The 15,767-nt window shown below is 63.3% G+C and carries 10 protein-coding genes; 2 read left to right on the top strand and 8 right to left on the bottom strand.

Going from position 1 to position 15,767, the window contains the following annotated elements; genetic code table 11:
* Positions 1 to 47 precede the first annotated feature (47 nt).
* Entirely contained in the window at positions 48 to 3,752 is a 3,705-nt protein-coding gene (metH, locus tag GA615_RS22185) for a methionine synthase (protein WP_152053521.1), read from the top strand.
* A gap of 117 nt (positions 3,753 to 3,869) precedes the next feature.
* Here metH and fusA read toward each other — a convergent pair whose 3' ends face one another.
* The 7 genes from fusA to GA615_RS22150 all read right to left on the bottom strand — a co-directional run bounded on the left by fusA (position 3,870) and on the right by GA615_RS22150 (position 10,676).
* Positions 3,870 to 5,987: an elongation factor G gene (gene fusA / locus GA615_RS22180; protein WP_152053520.1), complete on the bottom strand. Its 2,118-nt coding sequence runs from the start codon at positions 5,985 to 5,987 to the stop codon at positions 3,870 to 3,872.
* Positions 5,988 to 6,122: 135 nt separating this feature from the next.
* Positions 6,123 to 6,845, bottom strand: a complete 723-nt coding sequence (hisA, locus tag GA615_RS22175) for a 1-(5-phosphoribosyl)-5-[(5-phosphoribosylamino)methylideneamino]imidazole-4-carboxamide isomerase (RefSeq protein ID WP_152053519.1) — start codon at positions 6,843 to 6,845, stop codon at positions 6,123 to 6,125.
* Positions 6,846 to 6,988: 143 nt separating this feature from the next.
* Positions 6,989 to 7,594: an imidazole glycerol phosphate synthase subunit HisH gene (gene hisH / locus GA615_RS22170; RefSeq protein WP_152053518.1), complete on the bottom strand. Its 606-nt coding sequence runs from the start codon at positions 7,592 to 7,594 to the stop codon at positions 6,989 to 6,991.
* A gap of 177 nt (positions 7,595 to 7,771) precedes the next feature.
* Positions 7,772 to 8,437 carry a hypothetical protein gene (locus GA615_RS22165; protein ID WP_152053517.1) on the bottom strand — a complete coding sequence of 222 codons (666 nt, stop codon included), beginning with the start codon at positions 8,435 to 8,437 and terminating at the stop codon, positions 7,772 to 7,774.
* 193 nt (positions 8,438 to 8,630) lie between these two features.
* On the bottom strand, positions 8,631 to 9,017 hold the full coding sequence (locus tag GA615_RS22160; RefSeq protein WP_152053516.1) for a DUF1049 domain-containing protein: 387 nt from the start codon (positions 9,015 to 9,017) through the stop codon (positions 8,631 to 8,633).
* A gap of 130 nt (positions 9,018 to 9,147) precedes the next feature.
* Complete coding sequence (locus GA615_RS22155; RefSeq protein ID WP_152053586.1) at positions 9,148 to 10,083, bottom strand: prepilin peptidase; 936 nt, start codon at positions 10,081 to 10,083, stop codon at positions 9,148 to 9,150.
* A gap of 5 nt (positions 10,084 to 10,088) precedes the next feature.
* Positions 10,089 to 10,676, bottom strand: coding sequence for a shikimate kinase (locus GA615_RS22150; RefSeq protein WP_152053515.1), 588 nt, complete (start codon positions 10,674 to 10,676; stop codon positions 10,089 to 10,091).
* A gap of 419 nt (positions 10,677 to 11,095) precedes the next feature.
* On the opposite strand from GA615_RS22150, the gene GA615_RS22145 reads away from it, so the two are divergent.
* Positions 11,096 to 13,681, top strand: coding sequence for a putative bifunctional diguanylate cyclase/phosphodiesterase (locus tag GA615_RS22145; RefSeq protein WP_161602487.1), 2,586 nt, complete (start codon positions 11,096 to 11,098; stop codon positions 13,679 to 13,681).
* A 62-nt stretch (positions 13,682 to 13,743) separates the two neighbouring features.
* Here GA615_RS22145 and GA615_RS22140 read toward each other — a convergent pair whose 3' ends face one another.
* Positions 13,744 to 15,654 (bottom strand): ABC transporter ATP-binding protein, encoded by a 1,911-nt coding sequence (locus GA615_RS22140; protein ID WP_152053513.1) that lies wholly within the window; start codon positions 15,652 to 15,654, stop codon positions 13,744 to 13,746.
* Positions 15,655 to 15,767 lie beyond the last annotated feature (113 nt).

The following is a 15,767-nucleotide window of genomic DNA, read 5'->3' as shown; positions in this document are numbered from 1 at the left end:
ATGTTGCTCCAGGCCCGCGTCTCCCTGTCCTGAGGATGGACCACACGATGTCCCATGCCGAGCGGATCGACACCCAAGCCCTTCTGGAAGAATTGCTCGCCCAGCGCGTTTTGGTGCTCGACGGCGCCATGGGGACCATGATCCAGACCTACTCGTTGACCGAAGAGGACTTCCGCGGCGATCGCTTCCGCGACCATCCGAAGGACCTGAAAGGCTGCAACGACCTGCTCTCGATCACCCGTCCCGACGTCATCGCCGCGATCCATCGCGCCTATCTCGATGCCGGGGCCGACATCATCGAGACCAACACCTTCATCTCCAATCGTCTGACGATGGAGAACTACGGCCTTCAGGACCATTGCTTCGAGATCAACCGCGCCGCCGCCGAACTCGCCCGCCGCGTGGCCGACGAGGTGACGGCTCTGAACCCCGACAAGCCCCGCTTCGTTGCCGGCTCGATCGGCCCGACCGACAAGACCGCCTCGATCTCTCCGAAGGTCGAAGACCCCGGCTACCGAGGGGTGACCTTCGATCAGCTTGTCGACGCCTACACCGAGGCCGTCGACGGCCTCATCGCCGGTGGGGTCGACATTCTCTTTCCCGAGACGAGCTTCGACACCCTGAACATGAAGGCGTGCCTCTACGCCATCGACCAGTACTTCGAACGCCACGGCATTCGCCTGCCGGTGATGGTCTCGGGCACGATCACCGACAAGAGCGGCCGGACCCTCTCGGGACAGACGATCGAGGCCTTCTGGCACTCCGTCTCGCACATGGAGCTGCTCTCGGTCGGCATCAACTGCGCCCTCGGGGCCGACGAACTCCGTCCGTACCTCGAATCGTTGGCGAATGTTGCCACGTGTTACGTCAGCTCTCACCCGAACGCCGGCATGCCCGACGGTTTCGGCAACTTCGACGACCCTCCCGAGCGGATGGCCGAAGTCATCGGCGAGTTCGCCCGCAACGGCTGGCTGAACATCATCGGCGGCTGCTGTGGCACGACGCCGGAATACATCCGTCAGATCGCCCTGGCCGTCGAAGGGGCCAAGCCTCGCGTTCGTCCTAAGTCAAAGCACTGGACGAGCCTCTCCGGGCAGGAACCGCTGACGATCCGCCCCGACAGCGGCTTCATCATGATCGGCGAGCGGACGAACATCACCGGCTCTCGCAAGTTCGCTCGCCTGATCCGCGAGGAGAACTACGACGAGGCGCTCGCCGTCGCCCGTGAACAGGTTGAGGGCGGCGCGAACATCCTCGACGTGAACATGGACGAAGGGCTCATCGACGGCCCGAAGGCCATGACCCGATTCCTCAACCTGCTGGCCGCCGAGCCCGACATCGCCCGCATTCCGGTGATGATCGACAGCTCCGACTTCAAGGTCATCGAGGCCGGGCTCCGCTGCTGCCAGGGCAAGGCGATCGTCAACTCGATCAGCCTGAAGGAAGGGGAGGAAAAATTCCTCGAACAGGCCCGGACGGTCCGACGCTTCGGCGCGGCCGTCGTCGTCATGGCCTTCGACGAAACCGGCCAGGCCGTCGACAAGGAGAACAAGGTCGCCATCTGTGAACGGGCCTACAAACTCCTGACCGAGGAGGTCGGATTCCCCCCCGAAGACATCATCTTCGACACGAACATTCTCACCGTCGGCACCGGGATCGAGGAGCACAACAATTACGCCGTCGAGTTCATCGAAGCCGTTCGGGAACTGAAACAGCGACTCCCCCTGGCCAAGACCTCCGGCGGTGTCTCGAACGTCTCCTTCTCTTACCGCGGCAACAACACCGTCCGCGAGGCGATGAACGCCGCCTTCCTCTACCATGCCATCAAGGCCGGGCTGGACATGGGGATCGTCAACCCCAGCCAGCTTGAAGTGTACGAGGAAATCGCCCCCGAACTCCGTGAGAAGGTCGAGGACGTTCTCCTCAATCGCCGCCCCGATGCCGCCGACCGCCTCACCGAGTTCGCCGAGTCGGTCAAGGACGCCGGCAAGAAAACCACGGCCCAGGATCTCTCCTGGCGCGATGCCCCTGTCGCCAAGCGAATCGAACATGCCCTGATTAAAGGGATTGTCGATTTCGTCGAGGAAGACGCCGAGGAGGCCCGCCAGCACCTCGGTTCCCCATTGAAGGTCATTGAAGGCCCCTTGATGGACGGCATGAACGTCGTTGGCGACCTGTTCGGCGCCGGCAAGATGTTCCTGCCTCAGGTCGTCAAATCGGCCCGTGTGATGAAAAAGGCCGTCGCGTACCTCACCCCTTTCATGGAAGAGGAGAAGCGCCTTGCCGGAGGGGTGCAGGTCCGTGGCAAGGTCCTCATGGCGACGGTCAAGGGGGATGTCCACGACATCGGCAAGAATATCGTCGGCGTCGTCCTTGGCTGCAACGATTACGAGGTGATCGACCTCGGGGTCATGTGCCCGAGTGAAAAAATTCTCGCCGAAGCCAAGAAACACGGGGTGGATGTGATCGGCCTTTCCGGCCTGATTACCCCCTCGCTTGACGAGATGGTTCACGTCGCTCGTGAGATGCAGCGTGAGGGCTTCACCATCCCCTTGTTGATCGGTGGCGCGACGACCAGCCCGAAGCACACCGCCGTCAAGATCGCCCCGGCCTACAACAACCCGGTTGTCCACGTCAAGGACGCCTCCCGATCCGTCGGCGTCGTCGAACGCCTCAGCCGCAAAGACGACACCAGGAAAGAATACGTCGATCAGATTCAAGCCGCCCAGGAACAGGAACGTCAGGCGTTCAGCAAGCGCCGCGAACGGAACCTCGTTCCTTACGCCGAGGCCCTTCGCCGCCGCTTCCCGACCGACTGGGCCACCGTTGACCTCCCCCGCCCCGAGTTCTTCGGCCAACGAATCATCGAGGAGATGCCGCTGGCCGATCTGGTCCCGTTTATTGACTGGTCCCCCTTCTTCTCCACCTGGGAGCTAAAAGGGAAATATCCGAAGATTTTTGAAGATCCTTATGTCGGCGCCGAGGCCCGCGATCTGTTCGAGAAGGCTCAGGCCATGCTCTCGAATCTGATCAAGAACGGCGAGCTGAAAGCCCGAGCCGTCTACGGCTTCTTCCCGGCCAATTCCGAGGGGGACGACATCATCGTCTACTCGGATGAGCTGCGATCCTCCGAGCGGTTCCGCTTCCACTGCCTCCGGCAGCAATGGCAGCGGCAGGGGCAGGAGTGTTTTCGGTCGCTGGCCGACTACATCGCCCCGGTCGAGTCGGGCCGCTTGGACACGATCGGCGCCTTCGCCGTGACCGCCGGCCTCGGCATCGACCCCATCGTCTCCCGTTTCGAGGCCGACCACGACGACTACAACGCCATCATGGTCAAGGCGCTCGCCGATCGCTTCGCCGAGGCGTTCGCGGAATGCCTCCACCGACAGGCCCGGATCGACTGGGGCTTCGGACGATCCGAGAACCTTTCCAACGATGATCTGATTGACGAGCGCTACCGCGGCATCCGCCCCGCTCCCGGCTATCCGGCCTGCCCCGACCACACCGAGAAGCGTACCCTCTGGCAACTGCTCGACGCCGAGGCTGCCACGGGCATCCGTCTCACCGAAAGCTGCGCCATGTGGCCCGCCGCCTCGGTTTCCGGCTTCTACTTCGCCCACCCCGAGGCCCGCTACTTCGCCGTCGATATGATCACCCGTGACCAGGTTCAGGACTACGCCCGCCGCAAAGGGATGACCCTTGCCGAGGCCGAACGCTGGCTCTCCCCGAACCTCTCCTACGATCCGGATTGACCGCGCTGAAGCGTCTCATCGTTCAGTGATGGGAAACCCAATGCCAAAGGCCGGACGAGTCGTCGCTCGCCCGGCCTTCGATTGGTGCGTCAGGTTCAGATCATCCGTGAAAGGAGATCACTCCTCCTCCACTCCTGTCCGGCTCTTCTGATACTTGTCAACGATTTGTTGTTGCACATGCGCCGGCACGGGTTGATACGAGTGGAATTCGAGGACGTACGACCCCTGCCCGCCCGTCATGCTCTTGAGGGTCGACGAGTACGAGAGCACCTCGGCCAGCGGGACCGTCGCCTTGATGATCTGAAGGCCGCCCGGCAAAGCGTCCATGCCGGTGATGTGGCCGCGGCGGGTTGAAAGGTCGGCCGAGACGTCGCCGAACTTCTCACCAGGGACGGTCACTTCCATCGACACGACCGGCTCCAGAAGCGCGGGCCTGGCCTGTTCGAACGCCTTGCGGAAGGCGGCGGCCGAGGCGATCTTGAAGGCCGCTTCCGAGCTGTCGACATCGTGATACTTGCCGAAGTGGACTTCCACTTCAACATCCACCACGCGGTTGCCGGTCATGACCCCCTTGGCCATTTGCTCTCGGCAGCCCTTTTCGACGGCCGGAATGTAGTTGTTGGGAATCACGCCACCCTTGACCGCATCGACAAACTTGAACCCTTCACCCCGTTCGAGAGGCCGGATGCGCAGGTGGACCTCGGCAAACTGCCCCCGGCCGCCGGTCTGCTTCTTGTGCCGATAATCCGCCTCGGCCGGAGCGGTGATCGACTCCAGGTACGGCACATGCGGAATGTGCGTCTCGACATCGAGCTTGTAGCGGTTCTTCAACCGCTGCAAGATCACGTCAAGGTGCAGATCGCTCATACCATTGATGACAAGTTCATGCGTTTGCTCGTCACGGCGATAGGTGAAGGTCGGGTCTTCCTCGGCCATCTTCGCCAGGCTGGCGGCGATCTTTGCCTCGTCCTCGCGGGCCTTCGGCTGGACGGCCCGAGGGACCATCGGCGCGGGGAAGTTGATCGGCTTCAAGACGACGTGAGGAGCGCTGTGCTGGCCGCCGTTGGTCACCGTGTCGGAAATGTGCAGGTCTTCGAACTTCGCCACCGCCACAATGTCGCCGGCAATCGCCTCGCCCACTTCCTCGTGCTGCTTGCCTTGTACCACGTACAGGTGGCCCGGCTTGTTGGCCTTGCCGGTTCGGAGGTTCACCAGGGGGGTGTCCGGGGTCAGCTTGCCGGAGATGATCCGCATGAAGCTGAGTTTCCCCATAAACGGGTCGATCGCCGTTTTGAAGACCTGAGCGACCAGGTCGCCGTCTTCCGTCGGGTCGATTTCGACCTCCTCCTCGTCCTCGCCGTCGTGTGGGGTCGCCGCGTCCGCCTCGATCGATCCCGGCTGGGCGGGGAAGCCGAAGCGGTGAATGTCCGCCGGGCTCAGGCCGCAGGTCGCCAGAAGGTCGAGCAACTCCTTGATCCCGATATCGTTCTTACTGCACAGGCACACGACCGGCACGATATGCCCGCGCAGGATGCCGTCGTGGGCCGCCTTGCGCAGCTCGTCGATCGCGATCGAGTCCCCTTCGAGATACCGGTTGGTCAATTCCTCGTCTTCATCGACGATCTGCTCGATGACGATTCGAGCGGCCTCGTCCGGAGACATCGGGCACCCGTCCGGCACCTCAGCCGGCGGGTTCAACACATCGACCACCCCCTTGAAGTCGGCCCCGACGCCGATCGGCACGTTGAACGGCACGCATTCGGGACCGAACGTCTCTCGAATCGACTCCAGATCGCGAATGTAATCGACGTTGTCGGCGTCCATCTTCGTCAGGGCGATGAACCGTCCTCGGCCGAGCCGGCCCGACTCCAGGAACAATCGACGGGTGTTGACCTCGATCCCCACCGGAGCCGACACGGTGATCAACACGTTCTCAACCGCCGAAATCGCCCCCAGCGCACTACCGATGAAATCGGGGTAGCCGGGAGAGTCGATCAGGTGGATTTGCTTCCCGTCCCACTCCAGGTGGAGCAGGTGGCTATCGATCGAAAAATGACGGCGCTTTTCTTCATCGTCGACGTCGAGCAGGCTCGTGCCCTCGTCGACCGACCCGCGCCGGGGGGCCAGTCCAGCCGCAAAGAGCAGGGCGTCGGCGAGGCTGGTCTTGGCCGACGCCCCGTGTCCTGCCAGGGCGATATTGCGAATGTCTTCGATGTGATACGAGCCCGATGCCATGGCTGTCCCCCCCTCTGGGGTGGGTCGCGTTGGAAGTTCGACCCGCCGGATTTGGAAAAGCAAAGATCCGGCGATCGCCTTCGGCCCGAATCGCGGGAGAGCCCGAGAAACCCAAGGCTTCCCGCCACTGGGGAGTTAAGAGCGGTCGCCGGCACGTTCCCGAGCTTCGCACAGCCGGAAACGACCGTCGTACAAGGCCCGCCCGACGATCACGCCCGCCACGGGCAGGGTCGCCAGGCGTTCCAGATCCTCCAGAGTGCTCACGCCCCCAGAGGCAATCACCGGCGTCTTCAGGCGATCGGCAAGCGCTCCGGTGGCCTCAAGGTTCGGCCCTTCGAGCATGCCGTCACGAGCGATGTCGGTGTAGATGATCGCGGCCAATGGCAGCGCATCGAAACCCTCGGCCAGGCTCGTCGCCTCCACCGAGGACACGTCGAGCCAGCCGGCGGTCGCCACCCGCCCATCCTTGGCGTCGAGGCCGAGGATCAGGCGGCCGGGGAACCGTTCGGCCATCGTTGCGAACCAGGCCGGGTCTTTCAGGGCTTGCGTGCCGACGATCACCCGTTCCAGCCCGGCATCGAGCCAGGCCGTCAGGGTCGCTTCGTCTCGGACGCCGCCACCCAACTGACACGGGACATCGACGCGATCAAGGATCGCCCGGACACTCTCCACGTTTGCCGGACGGCCCAGTTTCGCGCCGTCGAGGTCAACCAGGTGCAGCCGGGTGGCCCCTTCGGCGACCCAGTGCTCGGCCATTGCCGCCGGATCTTCCCCGAAGACCGTCTCCCGGTCGTAATCTCCCTGAACGAGGCGGACGCAACGGCCCCCTCTCAAATCAATGGCCGGGATGACTTGCATCGGCGTCCCAATCCCTTCGGCTGGTCTGACCTGACCAGACCTCATCTTTCGAATCTATATCCCGCCCCGGACCTCACCGCAAGGACCAAGGCTCCTTCCGCGTCGTGATCTCCCTGGGCGACGGAGCACGACGGGCCCCAGGCTTACAGCTCGGCGAAGTTCCGGTACATCGCCAGCCCGAGGGTCTGACTCTTTTCCGGATGAAACTGGCAGGCCATCAGGTTGTCTTTCCAGATCATCGCCGTAAACGGGGTCGGATAGTCGGCCTCGGCTGCCACGACGCTCGGATCGTCGGGAACGACGTAGTAGGAATGCACGAAGTAGACCGAGGGCTCCTCCGGCAACCCCTTCAACAAGGGGGCGGGCCGAAGCACCCGCAAGGTGTTCCAGCCCATGTGCGGCACCTTCAGGCCCGGTTTTGGTTCAAACCGCACCACCTTTCCCGCGACCAGACCGAGCCCCTGATGGTGACCGTCCTCGAAGCTCTCGTCGAAGAGCAGTTGCAAGCCGAGGCATACTCCCAGCGCGGGCGCTCCCGACGCAACTCGATCGCGGAAGGCTTCTCCCAGGCCGGTCCGGTTCAGCTCGGCCATGGCGTCTTCGAACGCGCCAACACCCGGCAAGATCACCTTGTCGGCTTTGCCCACAACGTCCGGATCGCTCGACACGACGGCCTCATGCCCGACGGCCTCGATCGCTTTCTGCACGCTCCGCAGGTTGCCCATTCCGTAGTCGATAATCGCGATCATCCGCCGACCGTCCCGTCTCGTCCCGACGTCTCAACTCCTGGCGTCCACAACGGTCATCCAATCTACCAGGAGAGGCCCCTTCCTGTCTTGATCCGGCCGGCTCCGTCGCCGAATCGCTCATTCGATCAAGACACGAGAGTGGAAGGGAACTCGAGGTCGAGCGATGAACCTTTCCTATCAGTACCGCGTCATGCGAGACGAACCTCCCACCGAGATCGGCGACCAGTTTGAGGAAGTCACATCGGACCGGACATCCAGGTTCGTGCGTCCCACCGAAACCGACGGGCTCAGGTCGAAATACTGCACCGGCGGCGGCTCGATCTGAGGGCGAGTCTGCTGATCGTAAGACGGCGACCGGCGAATGCCGTAGAACTCCTCGGCCGAAGGGCCCGGCGGCGGAGAGACGTCGATGGCCGATGGATTGGGAATCCGAGTAAAGGGAGCTCGGGTCGGCGGCTGGGCGGCCGGGCGAGTGGTGCCCGATTCAGGACGATTGGTGTCTGGGAACGGGCGGGCCACGTCGAGCGTCTCATCGGACGATCCCCGCAGGCCCAGTTGCGTTCGGAAGCTATCGACCCGGCGTTCGAGATCGCGGTTATCGATCTCGGCCAGTTGCAGGTCGTTGGTCAGGCGTTTCGATTCCTGCTGGGCGACCTTCAGTTGATCTTTAAGTTGCTGATTCTGGAATTCGAGCCGGCTGAGTTGTTCCCGAATCGCCACCCGCCTCGGATTCAAGGCAAATTTCCCTCCGCTGCCGCCAGAGCATCCCAGCGCGGGAAGTGCGATCAAGGCGGCCAGCAGCCAGGCGACATTCAACCGTCGGTATCGGATCAAGACGGTCATGAGTCCGGCGCCCTGGGGTCGGTGGTCCGAGGCGGAAATCCAAAAGGGGCGGGCTTCGAGGCGGGCTCCCCCCGACCATCCGACCCCATCCCGGCCGATTGCGATCCCGATCGATGAGTCAACCGTGCAGGCCACTCGTTCGGGTGTCAAATGGGAGAACCCCAGAACAAGTCCGCATTGCCTCGCACGGTGCCTAGCTTCGATCCGACCAGGACGACTGATCGAACCCCTCGGGAGCCTTCGAGGCATAATCCGAAGGAGGAAGCTCGTCATCGAACGTCACGCTGTCTTTCTCAAATTCGGCCGACTCCACCCCTGCCTTGAGACGTCTGAGCGCATACAGCACACCCATCGCCAGCATGGTCAGCAGAGACCCTGCCATCGCGCTGAGCAGAATAATGATTCCGGTCGAACTACTCAGCGATCCCATTCCAAACGGAAACGAAACCTCGACGCGGGCGTTGTTGCTGACCACGAACCAGAGCAAGACGCCCAGCACAAACGCAATGGCAATCACGTAGCGATAGAGCCAGAAGTTGCGGATAAGCGACGGCTTGCGACGTTTGTACGGCGAGGTCATGGCCGAGGGCTCCTGTGTTGAACATCGTCCTGGAGACTGATCGGTCATCCCGATGCCGGATCTTCGCCGCAGATCCGGTTCCCTTGCCCGGATTCCCTGAAGACTCGGCCCAGTCAGTCACCTTGGTCCATCAGCCCCCGACCATCCGACCGAGCAACGCCCCGAGCAGGAAGCGCGCCACCTCGCCATAAACCTCGAACAGCTCGGCCAGCCATCCCGGCCAGAGCCATCGCCAGCCAAGCATCAGGATCAAGGCCGCCAGGCTCAGATAAGGCCCGAACGGAATGGCCGACGACCGAGGCGACCGGCCCGCCAGGCGATCTCCGAGAATCGTAACGAGCCGGATCACCCCGTGGACCAGGCCGAGAATTGCCCCCAGGAACAAGGTCAGCGGTGTGACTTGCCAGCCGAGGAAGCTGCCGATCATCGCCACCAGCGTCACGTCTCCCAGCCCCATTGCCTCCTTGCGGAACAGGACCCAGCCCAGCACCCGGACGGCGTAGATCACCCCTGCCCCAACCACCAGGCCAAGGAGCCCCACCCCGAGCCCGCCAAGCGGCGTCTCGGCTCCGGCGGGAACCGGTCGGATGCCGGGCATCATCGTGCCGAATCCGAGCCCAATCACCATGCCGGTCATCGTGACCGAGTCGGGAATGATCTCGTAGTCGTAGTCGATGAAGGTCGCCACGACCAGGAAGGTTGCCAGGGTGGCGTGATAGGCCACGCGGGCCAGCCGCTCCATCAATTCCGAATCGCGCAGGAACTGCGGCTCTACCATCAGCTCTAGCGCATAAATCCCCGCGAACAGCACCGCGACCAGCAGCTCAATGCCCAGATAACGCCCGGAATACGCGATCCCGCACGATCGGCACGTTCGTTTTAACCACAGGGCACTGACAATCGGCACGTTGTCACTGGCCCGAATCCACCCCAGGCACGCCGGGCAGCAGGACGGGGGCCAGATGACACTCTTTTCCCAGGGGAGGCGGTAGATACAGACATTCGCGAAGCTGCCGACCAGGGCCCCGATGAGGAATGTCAGGGGGAGCATGATCGCGTGAAACATCCAGATCACGGTGTGGGGTCCTGCGGAGTGATCAGGGAATCGCGTTTCGGATCGTGGCGCGACCACGACGCCAGCACAGCCTCGGCCACCTGCTCGGCCGAGTGTTCATCCACCTCGATTCTTGCGTCGGCCACCGACCGGTAATGGTCCTCGCGCTGCCGAAGCAGCGTGGCCACCTCGTCAAGGAGCCCGGCGGCGGTTAATGCCGGCCGGTTGGCAGGATCGCGCCTCAGCCGATCGACGAGTGTTTCCGGCCGGGCCGACAGCCAGACGACGAACCCGAATCGCCGCAAGGCGGTTCGATTGGCCTCTCGCAAGACCGCCCCGCCCCCCGAGGCCAGCACCAGGCCCGATCGCGTGGTCAGGTCGGCCAGCGTGGCTTGCTCCAGGTCGCGGAAGGCCCCTTCCCCTTGCTCGGCGAACAGGCTGGCGATGGATTGGCCAATCCGGCGCTCCAGGACCTCGTCGGCGTCCTCGAACTCCCAACCGAGCCGATCCGCAACGATCCGCCCCACCGTCGATTTCCCGGTCGCCCGGTAGCCGACCAGGGCGATCCCTCGCGGTTCGTCTCGCTGCTCCGACGCTCCTGCCATCCCCGTTGCCTCGCCCTTTGATGCCGACGTGCGACGATTCGTTCGAGATGAGTCTACACCGAGGCCTCGGCCGTTGCGATCCGATCTGCCTTGTTCATCAGCCAGGTTCAAGGGAGGGCCGGTTTGCCCGTTTCGGCTCCGCAAGCCTGCCAAACCCCTGGATGTGACCTATGGATCTGTTGGGAACCCCAGGTTCGACCCCAAGCCCCGCGGGAGGATGTCGTCGGCGCGTTGTTTCATCGGTCGACGAAGCACCGCGCCCAATCCCAGGGGGCTTGGCGTGATCGCCGTCTCGGTCGACTCGACGCGGAGCGACCGGAGCAAGGATGAGTTCCCCTGAAAATCGCCTTCGGACCTCACGCTCCGCGCCGTCTCGGACCGCTCAGAGCCGCCGGTTCCCCAGCTGCGAGGAAAGTTGCGTGAGTGGAACGCATCACCCCGATGACATACCCGGCCCGTTCCCGACGATTTCCCCGGCTCGGCGCTCGAATCGGGTCCGGTGGAGCGATTCCCTCAGCGACCCCTGCGACGGCAGCCTGCTGTGCCGGCTCACGTTCTTCCTGTCCAGCCTCTCGCCGAGCTGGCAAGGGCTCATCGCTGGTCTCTGCTTCCTGGTGATCTCGATCGGCTGTGCCTGGACGTGCTACGCCACCGCGCGAGACGCGTTCCAACGTTCGGTGAATACGAACCTTCTGTCCATTGCCCGCATTGCCAAGCAGCAGATCGACCCTCGGGTCCACGCAACGCTGATCCATCCCGAACAGCACAAGAGCCCGGAATACCTTGCTCTGGTCAAACCGCTCCGAGCCATGGTCACCTCGGCGCAGGATGTCCGCTCCATCTACACCATGCGCCCTTCTCCCGAAGGGTTTCGCTTTGTGCTCGACTCGGGAGATCCCCAGGTTCGTAACCCGAACGGGCTCCCGGACCAGGCCACGCTCGGCACGCTCTACCCCGAAGCCCCTCCCGATCTCCTGCAACGCATTCAGGCGTACGATTGCTATGTCAGTCCCGAGCCAAGATCCGACCCCTGGGGCACCTTCATCTCGGTCTGGATTCCGATTCGAAATCAAGGGCGGCTGGAAGCGGTCCTCGGCGTCGACATGGACATTCAGGAGCTTCGCGCTCAATCGGCCGCCATCTGGAACGCCCAGTTGATCGCCTGCATCATGGCCACCATCGCCAGTGTCCTGATCGGTGTCTGGGTTTATCTCTACGTGAAAACCAAGCGGACCTATGTTGATCAACTGGCCCAGAGCGAACATCGCTACGCCTTGGCCGTCGACGGTTCGAACGAGGGAATCTGGGATTGGGACCTCCGCTCCGATTCGATCTACCTCTCCGAGCAACTGCGATGGATGATCGGAGCTGAACGAAATCAGGCGATCGTGACCTCGGTCCGCGAGCGATTCCGCCAGGGAATTCATCCCGACGATCTCGCCCGAGTGGAGGAGGCGACCGATAAGCACCTTCGCGATCGTGTTCCTTACGACATCGAGTTTCGCCTCTGGACGGCGTCGGGCTCCTATCGCTGGTTCCGATCACGAGGCCAGGCCGTCTGGGACGATCACGGAACCCCCATTCGCTTTGCCGGGTCGATCGGCGATGTCCATGATCGGGTCCGGCTTCAGCGACAGCTCCACCGGGCCGCCCGGCGAGACCGACTGACTCGCCTGCCGAATCGCTCCGCCCTGCTCTCCCAGGTCCGCAAGGTCATCCAGACGCACCAAGAGCGTCCCGACCATCACTACGCGCTGCTCTTTCTCGACTTCGATCGCTTCAAGATCGTCAACGACAGCCTTGGCCACGAGGTCGGCGATGCCTTGCTCAAGGCCATTGCCGCTCGGCTTCGGGAAAACCTGCGAGACACGGACGGGGTCTTGCGTGCCTCCTGTTCCTCGAGCACGGCGGCTCGCATCGGCGGAGATGAATTCGTGGTCTTGCTCGAAGGGCTTCAGCACCCCGATGACGCAATCCTCGTGGCCCGTCGCCTCCTCAAAGCGTTGGCAAAACCCTACACGATCAAGTCGTACCGCGTCCTCTCGACCGCGAGCATCGGCATTGTCCTGGGGGATGATCAGTACCAGGCGGCCGAAGACCTCCTTCGAGATGCCGATACCGCCATGTACGAGGCCAAGACCTCCTGCCGAGGCAGTCTCGCCGTCTTCGATGAAACCATGCGACGCCGTGTCAAGCGGCGGATGCAACTGGAGCAAGGGTTGCGCGAGGCGATTCCCGCCGATCAGCTCGATCTGGTCTACCAGCCGATCGTCTGCCTCCAGACCGGACGGGTCCTCAGCTTCGAGGTCCTTTCCCGATGGGAGCACCCCGAGCTCGGACCGATTTCGCCGAAAGAGTTCATCCCCATGGCCGAGGAATGCGGCCTGATCGTCGCGATGGGAGAGCGAATGATCGAGCGATCGTTCCGGCAGCTCGCCCGCTGGAGGATGGAAAACCCGGACCTGTCCATCCCCGGCGTCAGTGTGAACCTGGCCCGACAGCACCTTCTCGTGCCCGACCTGGTCTGCCGGCTTCTGAACACGACCAAGGCCGCCGGCCTCCTTCCCTCGGACATCCACATCGAGATCACCGAAGGGGCCGTCATGCACGACCTGCAAGCCGCCCGATCCACCCTCAACGAACTCCGAGCCGCCGGCTTTTCCCTGGCCATCGACGACTTCGGCACCGGCTATTCCTCGCTCGCCTGCCTCCACGAGTTCCCCTTCGACCTGTTGAAGATCGACCAGTCCTTCATTCGAGACCTCGGCATCTCAGCCCGGCAAACCGCCATCGTCCGGACCGTCACCTCGCTGGCCGAGACCCTCGGCTTTCGGGTCGTGGCCGAGGGGATCGAGACGGCCGACCAACTCGCCATGCTTCAGCAGTTCGGGTGCGATTGTGGACAGGGCTATTTCTTCGCCCGTCCCACACCCGCAGAAACCCTCCCCCTGCGCGATTGCCTTTCGCTCGAAGGGATCGACCAACCCGAAACGATCCTCTCCTGACGCAATCCCCCGGGGCCTCGACCGAGATCGGATCACAACCGGCGACCTTCCTTGCCGCGCTCTCAAAAGCCTTCCTCCATGCGTTGCAGCTCCACCATATCCCGGTACAGACCGCTCGACTCCATGAGCTCGGCGTGACTGCCCGACTCGACCACCTCGCCGCCATCGAGGACGAGAATCCGGTCGGCGTCTCGAATCGTGCTCAGCCGATGCGCGATTACGAACGAGGTCCGATTGCGCATCAGGTCGGCCAGCGCGCCTTGAATCAACCGCTCGCTCTCCGAGTCGAGATTGCTCGTTGCTTCATCAAGAATGAAGATCACCGGATCGGCCAGAATGGCCCGAGCGATCGCGAGCCGCTGCCGTTGTCCGCCGCTCAGGCGAACCCCCCGCTCGCCGATCAAGGTGTCGTAACCGTCGGGCAAGGCCTCAATAAACGCTGCCGCGTTGGCCGCCTCGGCCGCCTCCTCGATCGCCCGTCGCGAGGCCCGGCGGTCGGCATAGGCGATGTTCTCTCCCACCGTGCCGTCGAACAAAAACACGTCTTGCTCAACGATCCCCAGTAATCGCCGGTAGCGTTGCAGGTCGATGTCGCGCAGGTCGATTCCATCCAGCCGGACCGCGCCGCCGGTCGGGTCGTAGAACCGCGCAACGAGGTTGCAAAGCGTTGTCTTCCCCGCTCCACTGCGGCCGACCAGGGCAATCGTCTCCCCCGGCTCGACCTCCAGATCGATCCCCCGAATCACTTCCTCCGGATGCCCCGGATAGTGGAACCGGAGCCGATCGAGCGTGATCCGACCGCTCACGTCACCTTTTCGCACGGCGATCGCACCGGGACGGCTTTGCAACTCGGCAGGCTCGGCCAGCAGGTCCAGCACCCGGTCGAACCCCGAGAGGTTGTTTTGCAACGACGTCATGTTCGACGCCAGGACCGCGATCGGCTCCAGCAGCATCGCCAGATACACCAGGAACATCATCAGATCCCCCGGCGAGAGCGCCCCTTGCAAGACCTGCCAGCCGCCGTACAGCAACAAGATCCCCGAGGCCGTCGGCATCAACAGATCCCAGAACAGATCGAACGCCCTCGCCCGGTACCAGCCGAGCATCTCCAGCCTCGTCAGAAAATGGCTCTCCCGGACAAACCGTGTGGCCTCGGTCTTCTGCCTGCCGAAGGCCCGCACGACGCGAATCCCGCCGAACGTCTCGGCGCTCTTGGCGTCGATCTCCTGCCGCTGGCGGCGCGATCGGCGATGAATCGGCCGTAAGACCCGATTCCAGAGCCGGTCGGCCCAGTACGCTACCGGAATCAAAAACGCCGCCCCGAGCAGAAATCGCCAGTCAATCCAGGCCAGGATCAACAGCCCCCCGATGAGCTGCGTCACCGCTCGCCACGGGTTGTAAATCATGTTGAAGACCATCTCGCCCGGCGCCCCGGCATCCTCGCGCAAGAGGCTCGACAGCCCTCCCGACTTGAGCTGATAGATCCGGTGCAAGGGGAGCTTCGACGCATGCTCGAACACCCGGCGACGCACCTTCACCTGGATCTGCTTGGTTAACACTGTCGCCCGCCATCGCCCCCAGAGCCCCAGCAACGCCCCGACGATCGACACGGCGAAGACGACCACCACCACCGCCGTCAGCATCCCGAGGCCGCTGGGCGGCATTGGCAGCCAGCTTGGCACCTGTTCGGGCAAAGGGCGCTTGAGCAGGACGTAATCGATCACTACCTTCGTCGCCGCCGGAGGAATCAGCCTCAGGCTCGTGCTGATCGTCAACGTCGCCAGCGTCAGCGCCAGCATCCCCCGATGCCCCTTCATCAGGGCAAACAGGGCGCGGTAGAGCTCGAAAATCGATCGATTCCGCGTCTTTGGCAGCTCCGGCCCGAGTCCTCCCGCGTTCGACCCCGTCGCCGTTGGCGTCGACGCGACCTCCTCCAGCCGTTTCCGACTTGAAACCCGATGCCCCTCGCTCAAGATGCCGCTCCTTGCTCGCTCCCGGCTGAACCAACCGTCTCCACAACGCCCTTGCTGTTCATCATAGACAAAACCGTCTGGCCACACGGCGAAACCGCTCGCTCAACGCGCAA

This window comes from Tautonia marina, assembly GCF_009177065.1.
Taxonomy (GTDB): domain Bacteria; phylum Planctomycetota; class Planctomycetia; order Isosphaerales; family Isosphaeraceae; genus Tautonia; species Tautonia marina.
Note: the sequence above shows the minus strand (reverse complement) of the source record. Positions and strands in the feature narration are given on the sequence as shown.